The sequence below is a fragment of the Thermodesulfovibrio sp. 3462-1 genome (assembly GCF_040451425.1).
Lineage (GTDB): Bacteria > Nitrospirota > Thermodesulfovibrionia > Thermodesulfovibrionales > Thermodesulfovibrionaceae > Thermodesulfovibrio > Thermodesulfovibrio obliviosus.
In genome coordinates, this window is the sequence record NZ_CP144374.1 from 1,631,065 (window position 1) to 1,647,146 (window position 16,082).

19 protein-coding genes and 1 riboswitch are annotated in these 16,082 nt (G+C 35.5%); of the genes, 8 read left to right on the forward strand and 11 right to left on the reverse strand.

The annotated features are described in order from the left end of the window. Positions 1-43: 43 nt before the first annotated feature. The 4 genes from thiC to thiS are packed head-to-tail and all read right to left on the reverse strand — an operon-like array spanning position 44 to position 2,904. The gene (gene thiC, locus V4D31_RS08560; protein ID WP_353686022.1) at positions 44-1,327 is read right to left on the reverse strand and encodes a phosphomethylpyrimidine synthase ThiC; all 1,284 of its coding nucleotides are present in this window, start codon (positions 1,325-1,327) and stop codon (positions 44-46) included. Continuing rightward, on the reverse strand, positions 1,324-1,935 hold the full coding sequence (thiE, locus tag V4D31_RS08565; RefSeq protein ID WP_353686023.1) for a thiamine phosphate synthase: 612 nt from the start codon (positions 1,933-1,935) through the stop codon (positions 1,324-1,326). Before thiE ends, thiC begins: the two co-directional genes overlap by 4 nt. Then, positions 1,932-2,705: a thiazole synthase gene (locus V4D31_RS08570; protein WP_353686024.1), complete on the reverse strand. Its 774-nt coding sequence runs from the start codon at positions 2,703-2,705 to the stop codon at positions 1,932-1,934. Before V4D31_RS08570 ends, thiE begins: the two co-directional genes overlap by 4 nt. A gap of 1 nt (position 2,706) precedes the next feature. Then, entirely contained in the window at positions 2,707-2,904 is a 198-nt protein-coding gene (thiS, locus tag V4D31_RS08575) for a sulfur carrier protein ThiS (protein ID WP_353686025.1), read from the reverse strand. Positions 2,905-2,954: 50 nt separating this feature from the next. Beyond that, positions 2,955-3,060, reverse strand: a riboswitch (TPP riboswitch). 85 nt (positions 3,061-3,145) lie between these two features. Here thiS and V4D31_RS08580 point away from each other — a divergent pair. The 8 genes from V4D31_RS08580 to V4D31_RS08615 are packed head-to-tail and all read left to right on the forward strand — an operon-like array spanning position 3,146 to position 9,373. Continuing rightward, on the forward strand, positions 3,146-3,658 hold the full coding sequence (locus tag V4D31_RS08580) for a transcriptional repressor (protein ID WP_353686026.1): 513 nt from the start codon (positions 3,146-3,148) through the stop codon (positions 3,656-3,658). Positions 3,659-3,690: 32 nt separating this feature from the next. Further along, positions 3,691-4,107 (forward strand): ferritin-like domain-containing protein, encoded by a 417-nt coding sequence (locus tag V4D31_RS08585; protein WP_353686027.1) that lies wholly within the window; start codon positions 3,691-3,693, stop codon positions 4,105-4,107. Between the two features lie 3 nt (positions 4,108-4,110). Next, positions 4,111-5,331 (forward strand): FprA family A-type flavoprotein, encoded by a 1,221-nt coding sequence (locus tag V4D31_RS08590; protein WP_353686028.1) that lies wholly within the window; start codon positions 4,111-4,113, stop codon positions 5,329-5,331. Positions 5,332-5,333: 2 nt separating this feature from the next. Beyond that, complete coding sequence (locus V4D31_RS08595) at positions 5,334-5,828, forward strand: rubrerythrin family protein (protein WP_353686029.1); 495 nt, start codon at positions 5,334-5,336, stop codon at positions 5,826-5,828. A 42-nt stretch (positions 5,829-5,870) separates the two neighbouring features. Beyond that, entirely contained in the window at positions 5,871-6,446 is a 576-nt protein-coding gene (locus V4D31_RS08600; RefSeq protein WP_353686030.1) for a flavodoxin family protein, read from the forward strand. Continuing rightward, positions 6,439-7,362: a radical SAM/SPASM domain-containing protein gene (locus tag V4D31_RS08605; RefSeq protein WP_353686031.1), complete on the forward strand. Its 924-nt coding sequence runs from the start codon at positions 6,439-6,441 to the stop codon at positions 7,360-7,362. The genes V4D31_RS08600 and V4D31_RS08605 overlap by 8 nt, the downstream gene beginning before the upstream one ends. 38 nt (positions 7,363-7,400) lie before the next feature. Continuing rightward, positions 7,401-8,132 carry an ABC transporter ATP-binding protein gene (locus tag V4D31_RS08610; protein ID WP_353687099.1) on the forward strand — a complete coding sequence of 244 codons (732 nt, stop codon included), beginning with the start codon at positions 7,401-7,403 and terminating at the stop codon, positions 8,130-8,132. Continuing rightward, complete coding sequence (locus tag V4D31_RS08615) at positions 8,123-9,373, forward strand: SufD family Fe-S cluster assembly protein (RefSeq protein ID WP_353686032.1); 1,251 nt, start codon at positions 8,123-8,125, stop codon at positions 9,371-9,373. Before V4D31_RS08610 ends, V4D31_RS08615 begins: the two co-directional genes overlap by 10 nt. Here the strand turns inward: V4D31_RS08615 and V4D31_RS08620 are convergent. From V4D31_RS08620 to aroA, 7 genes are read right to left on the reverse strand one after another with little or no spacing between them, the layout of a single operon-like run. Beyond that, positions 9,365-10,300: an ABC transporter ATP-binding protein gene (locus tag V4D31_RS08620; protein WP_353686033.1), complete on the reverse strand. Its 936-nt coding sequence runs from the start codon at positions 10,298-10,300 to the stop codon at positions 9,365-9,367. The genes V4D31_RS08615 and V4D31_RS08620 overlap by 9 nt on opposite strands. Positions 10,301-10,330: 30 nt before the next feature. Beyond that, a complete protein-coding gene (locus V4D31_RS08625; protein ID WP_353686034.1) occupies positions 10,331-10,609 on the reverse strand; it encodes an HU family DNA-binding protein in 279 nt (92 codons plus the stop codon). A gap of 33 nt (positions 10,610-10,642) precedes the next feature. Beyond that, positions 10,643-11,500 carry a signal peptide peptidase SppA gene (sppA, locus tag V4D31_RS08630; protein ID WP_353686035.1) on the reverse strand — a complete coding sequence of 286 codons (858 nt, stop codon included), beginning with the start codon at positions 11,498-11,500 and terminating at the stop codon, positions 10,643-10,645. After that, positions 11,490-13,094, reverse strand: coding sequence for a 30S ribosomal protein S1 (locus tag V4D31_RS08635; protein ID WP_353686036.1), 1,605 nt, complete (start codon positions 13,092-13,094; stop codon positions 11,490-11,492). Before V4D31_RS08635 ends, sppA begins: the two co-directional genes overlap by 11 nt. Before the next feature lie 12 nt (positions 13,095-13,106). After that, entirely contained in the window at positions 13,107-13,952 is an 846-nt protein-coding gene (gene ispH, locus V4D31_RS08640) for a 4-hydroxy-3-methylbut-2-enyl diphosphate reductase (RefSeq protein ID WP_353686037.1), read from the reverse strand. 23 nt (positions 13,953-13,975) lie between these two features. Beyond that, positions 13,976-14,644 (reverse strand): (d)CMP kinase, encoded by a 669-nt coding sequence (gene cmk / locus V4D31_RS08645; RefSeq protein ID WP_353686038.1) that lies wholly within the window; start codon positions 14,642-14,644, stop codon positions 13,976-13,978. Then, positions 14,641-15,933 carry a 3-phosphoshikimate 1-carboxyvinyltransferase gene (gene aroA, locus V4D31_RS08650; RefSeq protein ID WP_353686039.1) on the reverse strand — a complete coding sequence of 431 codons (1,293 nt, stop codon included), beginning with the start codon at positions 15,931-15,933 and terminating at the stop codon, positions 14,641-14,643. The genes cmk and aroA overlap by 4 nt, the downstream gene beginning before the upstream one ends. Positions 15,934-16,082 lie beyond the last annotated feature (149 nt).

A 16,082-nucleotide genomic window follows, 5' to 3' on the forward strand; every position in this document is an offset into this window, starting at 1 on the left:
TTTTAAAATCGTAAAACCTTGAAAAATCTATATCAAATTAGGTTCAAAGTTCAACAGCCCTTCGTGAAATCTTAATTGCACAAAACTCACCGCACATGCTGCAGACTTTTTCATCCTGAAGAGGTGGTCTTTCAGCTCGCATGGAGCTTACTTTTTCAGGGTCAAAAGACAGAGCAATCTGAGCCTGCCAGTCAAAGTTTCTTCTTGCTTCTGCCATTTTATTGTCTCTCTGCCATGCCTGAGGTAAACCCTTTGCAAGATCTGCTGCATGGGCAGCGATTTTTGAGGCAATTACACCCTCCTTTACATCTTCCTTATTAGGAAGCCTTATATGCTCTGAAGGGGTAACATAACACAGAAAATCAGCACCATACATCCCTGCAAGAGCGCCACCAATTGCTGCTGCAATGTGATCATAACCCATTGCACAGTCTGTTACAAGAGGACCAAGAACATAAAAAGGTGCTTCTTTGCATATGCTTTTCTGGAGTTTAATGTTTGTCTCCACATGATTCAAAGGAAGATGCCCCGGTCCTTCAATTATGCACTGAACTCCTTCTGATACAGCTATTTCTTTTAGTTTACCAATGGTTATTAGTTCAAGCAACTGATATTTATCTGTTGCATCAGCAAGACATCCGGGTCTTAATCCATCTCCAAGACTGAGTGTGAGGTCATATTTTTTTGCAATCTCAAGAAGTCTATCAAACTGCTCATAAAGAGGGTTTTCTTTTCCATGATAGCACATCCAGTTTGCAAGGATTGAGCCTCCCCTGCTTACAATTGGTAAAACTCTTTCGCCAGATTTAAGCATCTCCACAATCTTCATGGTGACACCGCAGTGAACTGTTACAAAATCAACGCCATCCTTTGCATGCTCTTCAATTACATCAAATATATCGTCAACGGTTATCTTTACTATACTTCCATATTTTTCAATCGCTCTTATAGCAACCTCATAAACTGGAACAGTACCAACGCTTAAAGGAGAATGCTTTATGACTGCCCTTCTCATCTCTGTGAGAGGACCTCCTGTTGAAAGGTCCATTACAGCATCAGCACCGTACTGGACAGCTATATCAAGCTTTTCAAGCTCTTCCTTTAGGTCTGTTTTATCTTTGGATGTTCCAATGTTGGCATTTATCTTAGTTTTCAACCCTTTTCCTATTCCAAGAGGCTTTATATGACGAAGAACATTCCTTGTTATAACTGCCTTTCCTTCTGCTATATTCTGAGAAAGCATTTCAGGAGAGATACCTTCCTCTTTTGCAACTTCCTTTACTTCATCGGTAATTATTCCCTTTTTTGCTAACTCAATTCTTGTCATGGCTTTTCTCCTAAAATTTCATTGAATTTTTTCACTGTTCCTTCAATGTCTTTCTGCCCTAAAATTCCAGTTATCATGGCAACTCCATCACAGTAAGGCATTACTTCATGGACATTATCAAGCTTAATTCCTCCAAGAGCAAAAACTTTGCATTTAACAGCCTCTTTTACCTCTTTTAATTTCTCTATGCCCTGCGGCTTTCCTTTCATGGGAGTATAAAAAACAGGGCTAAAGGTTATAAAATCAGCCCACTCTGAAGCTTCCCTTGCCTCCTGAACTGAATGGGTTGATACACCTATGATGAATCTATCCTTCCATACCTTTCTTACAACATGAGCAGAAAATCCGCCCTGAGGAAGGTGAACTCCATCAGCATCAACAGCCATAGCTACATCAATTCTGTCATTTATGAATAGCAAAGCGTCATTTCTTTTTGTTATCTCACGCATTTTGTTTGCAAGAAAATAAAGCTCCTTTGCAGTCAAATCCTTTTCCCTTAACTGAAAAGCCTTAACACCTGCTTTAAGTGCCATTTCCACTGCCTCTAAAAAGGCTTCTTCCCGTGCAAAAAGCTTTCTGTTACCTATGAGATAAAGCTTATGCTTCATGTAAGCATTCCCTCAATTGGTGAACTTGCAGAGGCATAAAGCCTCTTAGGAATTCTTCCTGCCTTGTATGCAAGTCTTCCAGCAATACAGGCATGCTTCAGTGCTTGAGCCATCATAATTGGGTCTTTAGCACCTGCAATTGCAGTGTTTACAAGAACCGCATCACAGCCAAGCTCCATTGCTTGTGATACATCAGAGGCTGTTCCCACTCCTGCATCAACAATTACGGGAACATTTACAGTCTCAAGAATTATCTTTATGTTGTAGGGATTTCTTATCCCAAGCCCTGAGCCAATGGGTGCACCAAGAGGCATAACTGCTGCAGCACCCGCATCAACAAGTCTTTTTGCTGTAATGGGATCGTCATTTGTGTATGGAAAAACAATAAAGCCTTCCTTTGCAAGAATCTCCGTTGCCTTAAGAAGTCCGCATACATCAGGGAAAAGTGTTTTTTCATCACCAATTACTTCAAGTTTAATCATATCTGAAACACCTGCTTCTCTTGCCAGTCTTGCATATCTCAAAGCATCTTCTACTGTGTAACAACCTGCAGTATTGGGAAGAATTTTGTATTTTTTTGGGTCAATGTAGTCAAGAAGATTTTCCTTTGAACGATCTATGATGTTTACTCTTCTTACTGCCACTGTTACCACATCTGTTCCAGAAGCTTCAATTGCACGGGCAGTTTCCTCAAAATCTCTGTATTTGCCTGTTCCAACCCATAGCCTTGACTTAAACTCAATTCCCCTGATAATTAATGGATCACTCATTTTATCCTCCTCCAACAAAGTTGACGATCTCAATTGAGTCGCCTTCTTTTATTTTATACTCATTAAATCTATCTCTTTTAATTATTTCAAGGTTGACCTCAACAACAACCCTCTGAGGATTTATTTCAAGCTCTTGTAAAAGCTCTGCTATGGTAGTTGCTCTTACATCCATCTCGTTTCCATTTACTCTTACCTTCATAAAACCTCCAAAATAAAAAACCTCTATCCCTGAAGGATAGAGGCTGGTTTTAACTCAGTCTCTCCCTTTCCCTACGCCGGTATTACCCGGATCAGGTTCAAGGGGTCTTCCCTTATCGGGAACTCTCAGGTCCTTTGACCTCCCCCAGGGATTAATTAATTGTATAAATTTATAACTGACTCTGTCAAATATGTGTTCGTTAATTTGACAAATAAATCATTTTTTATTTAGAATTATTTTAATGATGCCAAAAATAAAATGGACACCGCAAAGGCTTGCTATTTTGAAATATCTTGATGGAAATAAGCAGCATCCATCAGCAGAGGAGATTTATGAAGCCTTATCAAAGGATTTTCCCACAATGTCAGTTGCTACAGTTTACAATGTGTTAGAGTTTTTAAAAAGAACTGGCAGAGTTAAAGAGATTCATGTGGATCCTGAAAAAAGAAGATTTGACCCTGATACAACAGAACACCATCATGCAATATGCGTAAAATGTAAAAAAGTTTTTGACATTTATCAAAAAGTTGAGCTTCCTGATTTGCATAAGTATCTTACTCAGTTTGATATTCTTGATGCTAAATTAACAGTAGATGTTTTATGTCCTGAATGTAAAAAGAAAAAGGACTTTAAATTAGGCCTAAAAGAATATAAATGCTCTCAATGTGGTTCAATTAGAACAGCAAAACACAAACCTCAAAAATGTCCTTCCTGCGGAAGCAGAGGCTCCTTAAAAGAAATTAAACAACATTAAAAAATTAAAGTATCAAAAAGGGAGGTGTTTTTATGATAAGTAATGAGCTTATGAATAAGTTGCAAAAAGCAGTTGCAAGAGAGCTCCAGGTAAGCATTCAGTACATGTGGCAACATGTTCTGGCAAAAGGAATTAAAGCAGAGCCTGTTGGTGCGCTTTTTAAACAGTTTGCGATTAATGAAATGCTTCATGCTGAAAAGATTGCAGAAAGAATAGCTTTTTACGGAGGCATTCCTACAACACAACCAGACCCGATAACAATTGGTAAGAACCTCACGGAAATGCTTCAGATTGATAAAAAAGCAGAGGAAGAAGCTGTTGCGCTTTACAAAGAAATTATCAAAATGGCTGAGAAAGAAGAAGACTATGTAACAAGGAAGCTCTTTGAACAGATACTTGAAGAAGAAGAGATTCATCTTGATAAATTCAGCTCACTTCTTGAGGAATAAAAAATGAAGCCAGTGGAATTAAAAAATCAGATTTACTGGGTTGGTGTTGTTGACTGGGCAATAAGGGATTTTCATGGTTATGAGACACCTCATGGAACAAGCTATAATAACTACCTTGTAGTTGATGACGAACCAGCACTGCTTGATGCAGTTCATCATGATTTTGTGAATATTTCAATTGAGAACATATCAAAAATCATTGATTCTAAAAAAATAAGACACATCGTAATAAATCACATTGAAAACGACCATGCCTCGGGTCTTGAAAAAATTCTTGAGATACTGCCAGAGGTAAATCTTTACATGACAGAAAAAGGTAAAAAGGGCTTAAGCAGATTTATGAATTTATCCAGATACAAAGTCAATATCGTAAAATCAGGAGATAGCCTTAAGATTGGCAAAAGAACCCTTCATTTCATTGAAACACCCATGATGCACTGGCCTGACTCCATGTTTACCTATATCAAAGAAGAAAAAATTCTCATAAGTCAGGATGCCTTTGGTCAGCATATGGCAACTATTGAAAGATTTGATGATGAGTTTGTTCAGAACCATTCAATGGAAGAGCTGGAAGATGCAGTGATTGATTATTATGCAAACATTCTGATGCCCTATGGAAATGTTATTAAGGCAAAAATTGAGGAAATAAAAAAGCTTGGCATTGAAATTGAAATGATAGCTCCAGATCATGGCGTTATCTGGCGTTCCCATATAGACAGGGTATTAAATCTTTATTCTGATATGGTTGAGGCAAAAGCAAAATTGAGCACCACGATTGTCTATGATACCATGTGGCACAGCACAGAACAGATGGTATTTCCAATTGCAAAAGGGCTTGAAGATGAAGGGATTCCTGTAAAAATAATTAAACTCAGGGCAACCCCAAAATCAGTGGCAGTAAAGGAAGTATGGAAGTCAAGAGGAGTTATTGTTGGTTGTCCTACATTAAATAATGGAGTTTTTCCATCAGTTGCTGAGTTTTTATCTTATCTTAAAGGTCTTAGGCTTAAAAACAGGTTATTTGCTGCATTTGGAAGTTATGGCTGGTCTGGTGAGGCAGTAAAGGACATGTATGAAACAGCTAAATCAATGAAACTTGATGTTTTTGAACCGGGTATAAGAGTTTTATACAAACCATCAGAGGAGGATCTGGCTAAATGCTATGAATTTGGCATAGCCTTTGGAAAGGCTTTAAAAAAATATCATGCAAAAATGGAGGTGTAAAAATGGAAAAAACACTTAAGAATTTGATGGAAGCCTTTGCAGGAGAGTCTCAGGCAAACAGAAAATATCTTGCCTTTGCTAAAAAAGCAGAGGAAGAAGGATATCCCGCAGTTGCAAAGCTTTTTAAAGCTGCTGCTGATGCTGAAACAATTCATGCAATGAACCATCTTAAAGCTGCAAATGGAATTAAAAGCACAAGAGAAAATCTTGAAGCTGCCATCAATGGAGAAACCTACGAATTTGAAAAAATGTATCCACCAATGATTAAAGATGCAGAAGCAGAAGGTGCTACTCAGGCAAAAAGAAGCTTTTACTATGCTAATGAAGTAGAAAAAGTACATGCTGAGTTATTCAAAAAAGCCCTTGAAAATCTTGATAAAAAATTAGATGCTGATTATTATGTCTGTCAGGGATGTGGGCATACAGTAGAAGGTGAACCACCAGATAAATGTCCTGTTTGTGGTGCTCCAAAGAAGATGTATAAAAAAATTGAATAAAACTAAAGCTCCCTCCATAATGGAGGGAGCTTTTACAGAAAGATGAAAATTCTTGCCATATTAGGCTCACCAAGAAAAGGAAACTCTGCAATACTTCTTAATGAAGCAGTGAAGCTGTGTAGTGAAAAAAATCATGCAATAAATCTCATAAAAGCCTGTGATTTAAACATCACAGGGTGTACTGCCTGTGATGGATGTAAAGATACTGGTGAGTGCATTATTCATGATGATATGGATAAAATTTATCCTTTACTCAGAGATGCAAACAGAATCATAATTGCATCACCCATATTTTTTTTTGGTGTTCCAGCTCAGTTAAAGCTTATTATTGATCGATGTCAGTGCTTCTGGTATGAAAAATATGTTTTAAAAAGACCGATTCCAGAAAAAGAGTTTAAAAGAAAAGCTCTCATTATGCTTGTTGGTGGAATGAAAAAAGGACAAATTGGAGTTACCTGTGCAGAGGCAACACTGAAAGCCTTTCTCAGAACGATCAATGTAAATGAGCACAGAACAATCTCTTACCTCGGATATGAAGAACCAGGGTCTTTATTGAAAAATTCCGAAGTAATCAATGATTTAAAAAATGCTATGATAGAACTACTGACAAATGATTGAATATGTCCAGTTTTTTCCCACACTAAGATGCAATAAAAACTGCGAATTCTGTTTTAATAGAGTAAATCGCTCTTTTGAATCTATAGAATTTCCTCCAGATAAAATTGAAGATTTTGTAGATATTTTAAAAAGAAATAATATTCTGCACCTTGATATCCTTGGTGGTGAGCCTTTTCTTTATAAAGCTCTTGAAAAGTTGGTGAAATCAGCCATTGAACATGAAATAAAAGTAACCATCAGCACAAATGGAAGTTTTGAGAAAAAAATAGAAAGACTGTTAAAACTTAATAAAAATGCCAGAGTACAAATAGGAATATCCATCAATGATGGAATAAATCAAAGTCTTCTTGATTTAATAAGAAAACATAAGTTATGGATTAAAAGCGTTATATCAAGAAAACAGACTCCTCACAGAGAAATCGTAAAATTTGCAAAAAGCAATGGGATTGATTATTATTTACTCTACATGGATGCTGTAACAGAAAAAGATTTAGAGCTATCAATGCCTTTTTATGAATTTATGAAATTAATTAAAGAATTAAGAAATCAGTATTCGGGTATAAAGCCTGTTTACTGCAAGGGATTTACAGGTGGAGATAAGAAATATCGTTGTCCAGCAGGAACGGAAAAAATAACCGTTATGCCAAATGGAGCAGTTTATCCCTGTTATCTTTTATCAGGATTTGATGAGTTCTGCATTGGTAATGTTTTTCAAAATTCTCTTCAGGAGATTGTCATGTCTCACAAACTTAAAATTTTTAAAACTCCCTTTAACAATTCATGCAATAATACATCATGTAACATAAAAGAAAAATGCAGAGGAGGTTGTGTTGCTCACAGTATTATTCACTATAATAATTTCAGTAAATCAGATCCAAGATGCAATACTAAAAATCACGAGGAATGTGAACTGTGATACAATATTTAAAACAAAGGAGGGCATTTATGGGAGAGATGTTAAAAGTAAAAAATCTCCATGTTTCTGTTGAAGGCAGAAAGGTTCTTGAGGATATTAATTTTTCCCTTGAGTATGGAGAAATAGCAGTTCTTTTCGGACCAAATGGTGCTGGCAAGACAACATTTATAATGACATTAATGGGATTTCCAAAATATAAAATTGAGAAAGGTAAAATAATCTTTAAAGGTGTGGACATTACATACATGGATATTTCTGAAAGAGCAAAGCTTGGAATGGGAATATCCTTTCAAAGGCCTCCTGTTGTAAGAGGTGTAAGTCTGAGAAAACTTCTTAAAATTGTGAGCAATGGCAAAAACACAGAAGATGAAATTCTAAAATATGCTGAAAAACTTAATCTTACAAATCATTTGGACAGAGACGTAAATGATGGTTTTTCAGGTGGTGAGGTAAAAAGAGCAGAGTTATTGCAATTACTGATGCAGAAGCCAGAACTTGTTTTTATTGATGAACCAGAAAGTGGAGTTGATCTTGAAAACATTGTATTAATTGGCGAGATAACTAATCATCTTCTTGGAAGAGACCAGAGAGTTAAAGATGTAAAAAGAAGCGCAATTGTAATAACTCACACTGGATATATTCTTGATTACATTAATGCTGACAGAGGGTATATACTTTTTAATGGGAAACTCATGTGCAGGGGTAACCCGAGAGACATACTCTCTGAAATAAAGAAAAATGGCTACAGGAGGTGCGCCACATGCCAGTAAGCAAGAAATACTTGGAGGAAATCCGAAAAAGAGCCGAAAAAGCCTTAAACAAAACAGCAATTTATGGAGAGGATATAGATTTAACAAAATTTCAAAAACATATTGAAAGAGGAAAAATAGAGTCTCTTGAGCTTCTTCCAGAGCTTGCAAAAGAAGCTGCTTTAATGGCAGGTGTGGATGTTGAGGAAAAAGAACGTTCAGGCTCTTATCTGCAGATAGACCACTCAGTAGTATATAAAAGGCTGAGCAAACTTTATGAAGGCAAGATTGAACTGATGAGCACAAATGAAGCAGTTGAAACTTATGAATGGCTTGAGGAATATTTCTGGAGAATTGTTCAGCCTGATACTGATAAATACACTGCCCAGGTTGCTCTAAATCCAACGCATGGATATTTTATAAGAATACTGCCAGGGCAGAAGCTTGAATATCCACTTCAAACCTGTCTGATGATTGCAGAGGGCTATATAAGTCAGAATGTTCACAATATAATCATCGTTGAAGAAGGAGCTGAGCTTCATGTAATTACAGGTTGCACTCTTTCAAGGTCTGATGCTACGGGAATACATCTTGGAATTTCAGAGTTTTATGTTAAAAAAGGTGGAAAGCTTTTTTTTACAATGATACATAACTGGGCTGAAAACTTTTATGTAAGACCAAGAACAGCAGTTCTGGTTGAAGAGGATGGAGTATATGTAAATAATTATGCTTTGCTTAAACCTGTTAAATCCATTCAATCATTTCCTACAGTTTATCTAAAAGGAGACAGAGCCTCAGCAAGATTTAATACAGTAATTTACGGACTTAAAGATTCCTACATTGACCTGGGCTCTAAAATAATTTTTGAGGGAAAAGATACAAAGGGAGAGTCTTTGGCAAGAACAATTGCTGATCATAAAAGTGTAATTTACTCTCGTGGTGACCTTATTGCAAAAACAGGTCAATACTGTATGGGGAGGCTTGACTGTAGAGGTATAATATTCTCAAAAGATGCATCAATATATGCAATTCCTCAACTTATTTCATATGGAGCAGACAAAGCAGACCTCTCTCATGAAGCATCAATTGGACCTATATCAGAAGAACAGGTTGAGTATCTTATGTCAAGAGGAATGACAAAGGATGAGGCAACAAGCCTTATTACAAGCGGATTTTTAAATCTTGATATACCTTTCCTACCCGAGATAATAGACAAACACATAAAGGAGGTAATACAAATAACATCTAAGGAATCAATGTAAAAAACATCTGATTAAATGTCCAGGACTTACTTCACGAAGACAAGGAGGCTCAAGTGAGCACTCCTTGCTTTTGTATTTACATCTTGGATAAAATACGCATCCATGAGGCAGGTTTTTAATGTTTGGAACATGACCCGGAATTCCTTCTATTTTTTTGCCTTCTGCCGGCAAGCAATCTAAAAGAGCTTTGGTGTAAGGATGCAATGGATGTTTAAAAATTTCTTCCACATGTCCCATCTCCATAATTCTTCCTGCATACATAACCATTACTCTGTCTGCATATTCACCAAGAATGTTCATATCATGAGTTATTAAAATCATAGCTCTTCCCTTTTCTTTAACTAAATAATAGAGAAGATCAAGAATTTCTTCCTGCACAGTTACATCAAGGGCTGTTGTAGGTTCATCAGCTATGATTAGTTCTGGCTCACATGCTATTGCCATTGCTATCATAACTCTCTGACGCATTCCACCTGAAAGCTGATGGGGATAGTTATTGATTATATGGGCTATTTTAAGTTCGTTGAAAATTTTATTAGTTTTTTCCATAGCTTCTTTTTTAGGCAATTTATAATGATAGATAAACATCTCTGCAACTTGATATCCTACTTTTATAACAGGATTTAAGGAAACCATAGGATCCTGAAATATGCAAGAAATATGTTTTCCTCGTATTTTTTGAATTTGAGACAGAGAAAAATTAAGAATATTTTCACCTTTAAATATTAACTTGCCATCAATACTGAAATAATCTGGCAAAAGATTTATTATTGAAAGCCCAGTAAGAGTTTTACCACTGCCACTTTCTCCAACAATAGAGAATATTTCACCTTTGTCAACATAAAAATTGATATCATCTATGATTGTAGAATTTTTATAAACTATTCTTAGATTTTGAGCCTGAAGTAGCACTTCATTGCCTAACAAAACCGCTCCAAATGATAAAATAAAACCATCTCACTTATTTAAAGCGTCTTTGAGAGCTTTACTCATTTTAAAATGTATTGCTCTCTGCGGTGGAACTTTAATCTTCTCACCTGTTTTTGGATTTCTTGCAGTTCTTTCAGGTCTTTGTTTTATTTTAAAATTGGCAAATCCTCTCATTTCAATTTTTTCACCCTTTGAAAGCGCCTCTTTCATACAGTCAAAAATCATATCTATTATTGTCTCAATCTGTTTTTTTGTTAAAATTTCAATTTTTTGAGAAACCCTTTCAATTAGTTCTGATTTTTTCATATCTGTCCTCCCTGTATGTTTAAATAGTTTTAATTAGTTTTGCAATGCCGGTGAATATAAATAATACACCTGTATGTAAGGTAAAATCTTTTTTATTAATGACTCAGTATCACTTTTTAAAAGTTCAATAAAAAGTGTTGATTTTTTTGTCACTATCTCTGGCTCTCCTTTTATTTTTCCAAGCTGTGCAGCTACCTTAATAGCATAATCAAGATCGCCTACCTCATCTACAAGCCCGAGTTCTTTTGCTTTTATCCCGGTGAATACTCTTCCATCTGCTATCTTTTTAACTTTTTCTAAAGGAATTTTTCTCCCTTCACTAACAGCTTTGATAAATTGTGCATGAACATCATCTATCAGTCTTTGTAATATCTCTTTTTCATCGCTCTGAAGAGTTTTAAAGGGAGATGTAATATCTTTGTATTTGCCACTTTTTATCACTTCTGCCTTAACTCCAATTTTGTCAAGTAAGCCTTTTATATTTGGTATTTCTATTAATACACCAATTGAACCTGTAAGAGTTCCAGGATTTGCAATGATTTTTGTAGCAGGGCAGGAGATATAATATCCTCCTGAAGCAGCCACAGAACCCATAGAAACGACAACAGGTTTCACAGAAATTGTTCTTTTTATTTCTTCATATATTTCCTGTGAAGGAACAACAGCACCTCCAGGGCTATCTACCCTTAAAACAATTGCTCTTATTGAAGGGTCTTTTCTGTATTGTTTTATTTCATCAATAACGGTTTTTGATTCAACAATAACTCCTTTAACATTAATCAATGCAATTTTACCACGGGCAACGCTGCTTTCCATCAGAGTAATGAAAAAACTTAGCAAAATTATAATTCCTATAACAATTAAAACAATTTTGAGTTTTTTATTTTTCATCTTCATTCGCTTTTTTCATGCTTAATCCGATTTTTCTTTTATCTCTGTCTACTTTTACAACTACAACCTTTATTTCATCTCCTTCTTTAACAGGTTTATTTTTATCGACTTCAGAATTATACACAAGTCCCTCAACAATTCCTTCAATATCAACAAATAATCCGTGTTCTGTTTTTTTAATCACCTTAGCATTGTAAACTTCCCCCACTTTAAATTTCTCTGGAATTTCTCTAAGCCATGGGTCTTCAGTAAGCTGTTTTACTCCTAATGAAAGTTTTTCCTTTTCAGGTTCTAAATTTAAAATTACAGCTTCAACTTTTTGCCCTTTTTTAAAGAACTCTGAAGGATGTTCCACATGTTTTGTCCAAGAAATGTCAGATATGTGAATAAGTCCGTCAACTCCCTCTGATAATCGGACAAATACTCCAAAATCTGTTATTGTTTTTACTCTTCCTGTAATCCTATCACCCACTTTGTATTTTTTAGCAACTAATTCCCATGGTTTGGGCTTAAGTTGTTTAAGGCTCAGAGAGAGCTTTCTTTTTTCCTTGTCAATATCAAGAACTTTTGCATTTATCCATTCATCAACTTCTGCATAATATGTAGGATGTTTTGGAGTTGTCCAGTCAAGTTCACTTATGTGAATCAATCCTTCAACTCCCTCTTCAAGTTCAACAAAAAGGCCAAAATCTTCAATTCTTGTTACTTTTCCTCTAACTTTCATGCCTGGCGTGTATTTTTTATCAATATTTTCCCATGGATCAGGCTTTTTCTGCTTATATCCAAGTGTTACTCTTTCACTGTCAGAGTCAAATTTCAATACAATAAACTCATATTCTTTACCTATTTCAAAAAATTGAGAAGGATGTTTAACTTTTCCCCATGATATATCTGAAATATGCAAGAAGCCGTCTATTCCTCCTAAATCAACAAAAACTCCATAATTTGTTATGTTTTTTACAATGCCTTTTATTTTTAAGCCTTCTTTGATTTTTTCAGATACTTCCTTTTTAAGATTTTCCCTTTCTTCCTCTAAGTAAGCTTTTCTTGAAAATATTAAAGAAGTTTTAATATTCCTCCATTGTCCATAAAGATTTTTTGGAGGCTCAATTTTTTCTATTTTTACCTTAAGAGTTTTTCCTATGTATTCATCAAGGTTTTTGGGCTTTCTAAGTTCAAGCAATGAAGCAGGAATAAATCCATTTATGCCGTAAAAACTTGTTAAAACTCCTCCTTTTGTTTTACCTGTAATTGTTACCTCAACAGGAATGCCTTTCTCATGGGCATCGATCAGAATCTCCCAACCCTTTATTTTCAATGCTCTTTCTTTTGATAGAGATATTATTCCCTGAGCATCATCTATTTTTTCAATAAAAACTTCTATTTCATCTGTGGCTTTAATGTTTTTCAATTCTTCTTCTGAAAATTCCTGAAGTGGAATAATTCCTTCAAATTTATATCCTACATCTACTATTACACCATCATTTCTTACTCCCATTATTTTTCCTTTTACAATTTCTCCTCTTTCTATATGAGAAAGTGATCCCTCGTAGAGACTTTCCAATTCTTGTTTTTCGCTAATCTCACTCTGCATGCTCCTTCCTCCTTAATTTGTAAACTTTTTAATTTTATCAATAACTTCATCAATTATCCATTGTGGAGTAGATGCTCCTGCAGTTACACCAATTTTTTTAGCAGATTTAACCCAGTCTTTGTCAATTTCCTGAGCATCTTCTATATGATATGTCATTACACCAATTTTTTTGCAAAGATTGGCAAGTTGAGTTGTATTTGCACTGTTTTTTCCACCTACAACAATCATTACATCTACTTCTCGGGCAACTTTCTCTGTTGCCTGAAGTCTTTTATGTGTAAAATTACAAAGTGTGTTAAAAATTCTTATTTCTTCAAATTCATTGAGAGAATTAATTATATTGTTCATTATCTCTTTTACCTTTGAAAGTGGCTGGGTTGTCTGCTGGATTATTCCAATTTTTTTATTTAAAACAGGAATTTCATCAGAGCTTATTACAGCAGCTTTTTCGCCCGCATAACTAAAAATTCCTTTAACCTCTGGATGTTCTTTGTCTCCGATAATGAGAACCTGATAACCTTCAGAGGCTAATTTTTCAGCAAGCCTCTGAGCTTTTTTTACAAATGGGCAGGTAGCATCAATGATTTCAATCCCAAGTTTTTTAAGCTCTTCAAATTTTTCTTTAGGGATTCCATGAGCTCTGATTATTAATGTTTTTATATTTTTTTCATTGATATTATCTATGGGATAAACTCCTAACTCCTTTAGTTTTTCTACAACTTGAGGATTGTGAATTATAGGACCAAGTGTAAAAACGCCCTGTTTATGTTTTTGAGCAATATCAAAGGCTATATCAATTGCTCTTTTTACACCAAAACAAAATCCTGCATTTTCCACAAGAACAATATTTTTTAACATACTGTTTTTGATAATACAAGATATCAGCCAGACTCTGCAACTTTTTTTAAAATAATTGAAATAACTTCTTGAGCTGTAAGCTCTGATGTATCAATGTAAAAGGCATCTTCACTGATTCTTAAAGGAGCATCTTTTCGGGATGAGTCTCTTTTATCTCTCTCAATAACATCTCTTAATGCTTCATTAAAGGTTATTTTTTTGCCTGATTGTATGAGTTGCTCAAATCTTCTGCGAGCTCTTACTTCTGCAGACGCATCAAGATAAAATTTTCTCCATGCATCAGGAAAAACAACTGTTGTCATGTCTCTGCCTTCAGCAACAGTATCCATTTTCTCTGCGAAACTTCTTTGTAGGGGTAGTAAAAAATCTCTAATTATTTTTTTAGCAGAAAGCTCTGATGTAGCAGCACCAACTTTGGGGTCTCTTATTAATTCTGAGACATCTTCATCATATAAAAAAACTCTGCCATTTTCATAGTAAATTTTTATATTTAAAAGTTCTTTTTCTATTTCATGCTCTGTTAACAGTGAAAAATTATCAATGTGCTGAAAATTCCTGAAAAAATAATATGCCACAGCCCTGTATAAAGCACCAGTATCAAGATATTGAAAGCCCAGTGCTTTAGCTACCTGTCTTGAAACAGTGCTTTTACCAGCACCTGAAGGTCCATCAATTGCTATAACCCGTTTCATCTCTGAAGCGTTTCAAGCAGATGATAAAATTCAGGAAATGATATGTCCACACAATCTGCATCTTTTATCACGGTTTCACCCTCTGCAATAAGTGCTGCTATGCTCAGTGCCATTGCAATTCTGTGGTCTTTATAGGAGTAAACTTGAGCTCCCATGAGTTTACATGGACCAGTAATTTCTACTCCATCATCCAATTCTTTTATATCAGCACCCATTTTACTGAGTTCTATGGTCATTGCTCTTATTCTGTCTGATTCCTTTGCTCTTAAATCTTTGGCATCCCTTATAACTGTAGTTCCTTCAGCCTGAGTTGCAACAACACACAAAATTGGAAATTCATCAATAAGTTTTGGAATAATCTCACCCTGAACAGTAACAGCTTTAAGAGCACTGGCGGTTTTCACTAAGATATCTCCCACAGGCTCACCTGCCTGTTGTTTTAAGTTAAAAATTTCAATTTTTGCTCCCATTAATTTTAAAACTTCAAGAAAGCCTGTTCTTGTCTCATTCAGGCAAACATTTTTAATCACCACTTCAGAGTCTGCAACAAGACAGGCTCCTGCAATAAAAAAAGCTGCTGATGAGAAATCATTTGGTATGGTTATATCAAAGGGATTAAGAGGATACTTTGGTGGGGTTATTTTTATTGTGTTATTGTTTATTTCAAGCTTAACCCCCATGCTTTTAAGCATCTTCTCAGTGTGATCTCTGCTTTTATGTGGTTCTGTGACAGAAGTTTCACCCTCTGCAAAAAGAGCTGCAAGCAAAATTGCACTTTTTACCTGGGCAGAAGCAATGGGCATATTATAGTTTATTCCTTTTAGACAACCTCCTTTTATCACAAGAGGTGGGAATTTGTTAGAATCTCTACCTAAAATGTGCGCTCCCATAAGATTTAATGGCTCGATAATTCGCCTCATTGGTCTTTGTCTTAATGATTCATCACCTGTGAGAATGCTTAGAAATGGCTGCCCTGCAAGTATTCCGCTAAGTAGTCTTATCGTTGTTCCAGAATTTCCACAATCAATGACATTGTCAGGCTCTTTCAGGGAGTGTAAACCCGTTGCATTAACTATGATTTCTTTTGTCTCTGTTATCTGAATATCCACTCCGAGTAATCTCATTGCATTAAGACTGCTGAGAGGGTCTTTTGCCCATAAAAAGTTTTTTATCCTTGAGGCTCCCTCTGCCAGAGAGGCAAACATAACTGCTCTGTGAGATATGGATTTATCTGCAGGTGGAGTTATCTGTCCTTTAAGTGCTTTCGCTTTTCTAATTACTTTCTCCATAAAGTTTTATTATAGCAGAAAAATTCTTTGTTTTTTGAGTTCAAGATTATGCGCCAAGAATACTTAAATCTGCAATCATTTTAGTTAAGCAGATTTTAAATCTTCCACTCCTTTGCCTTAAAAATCTCTTCTCTACTTATTATTTTACC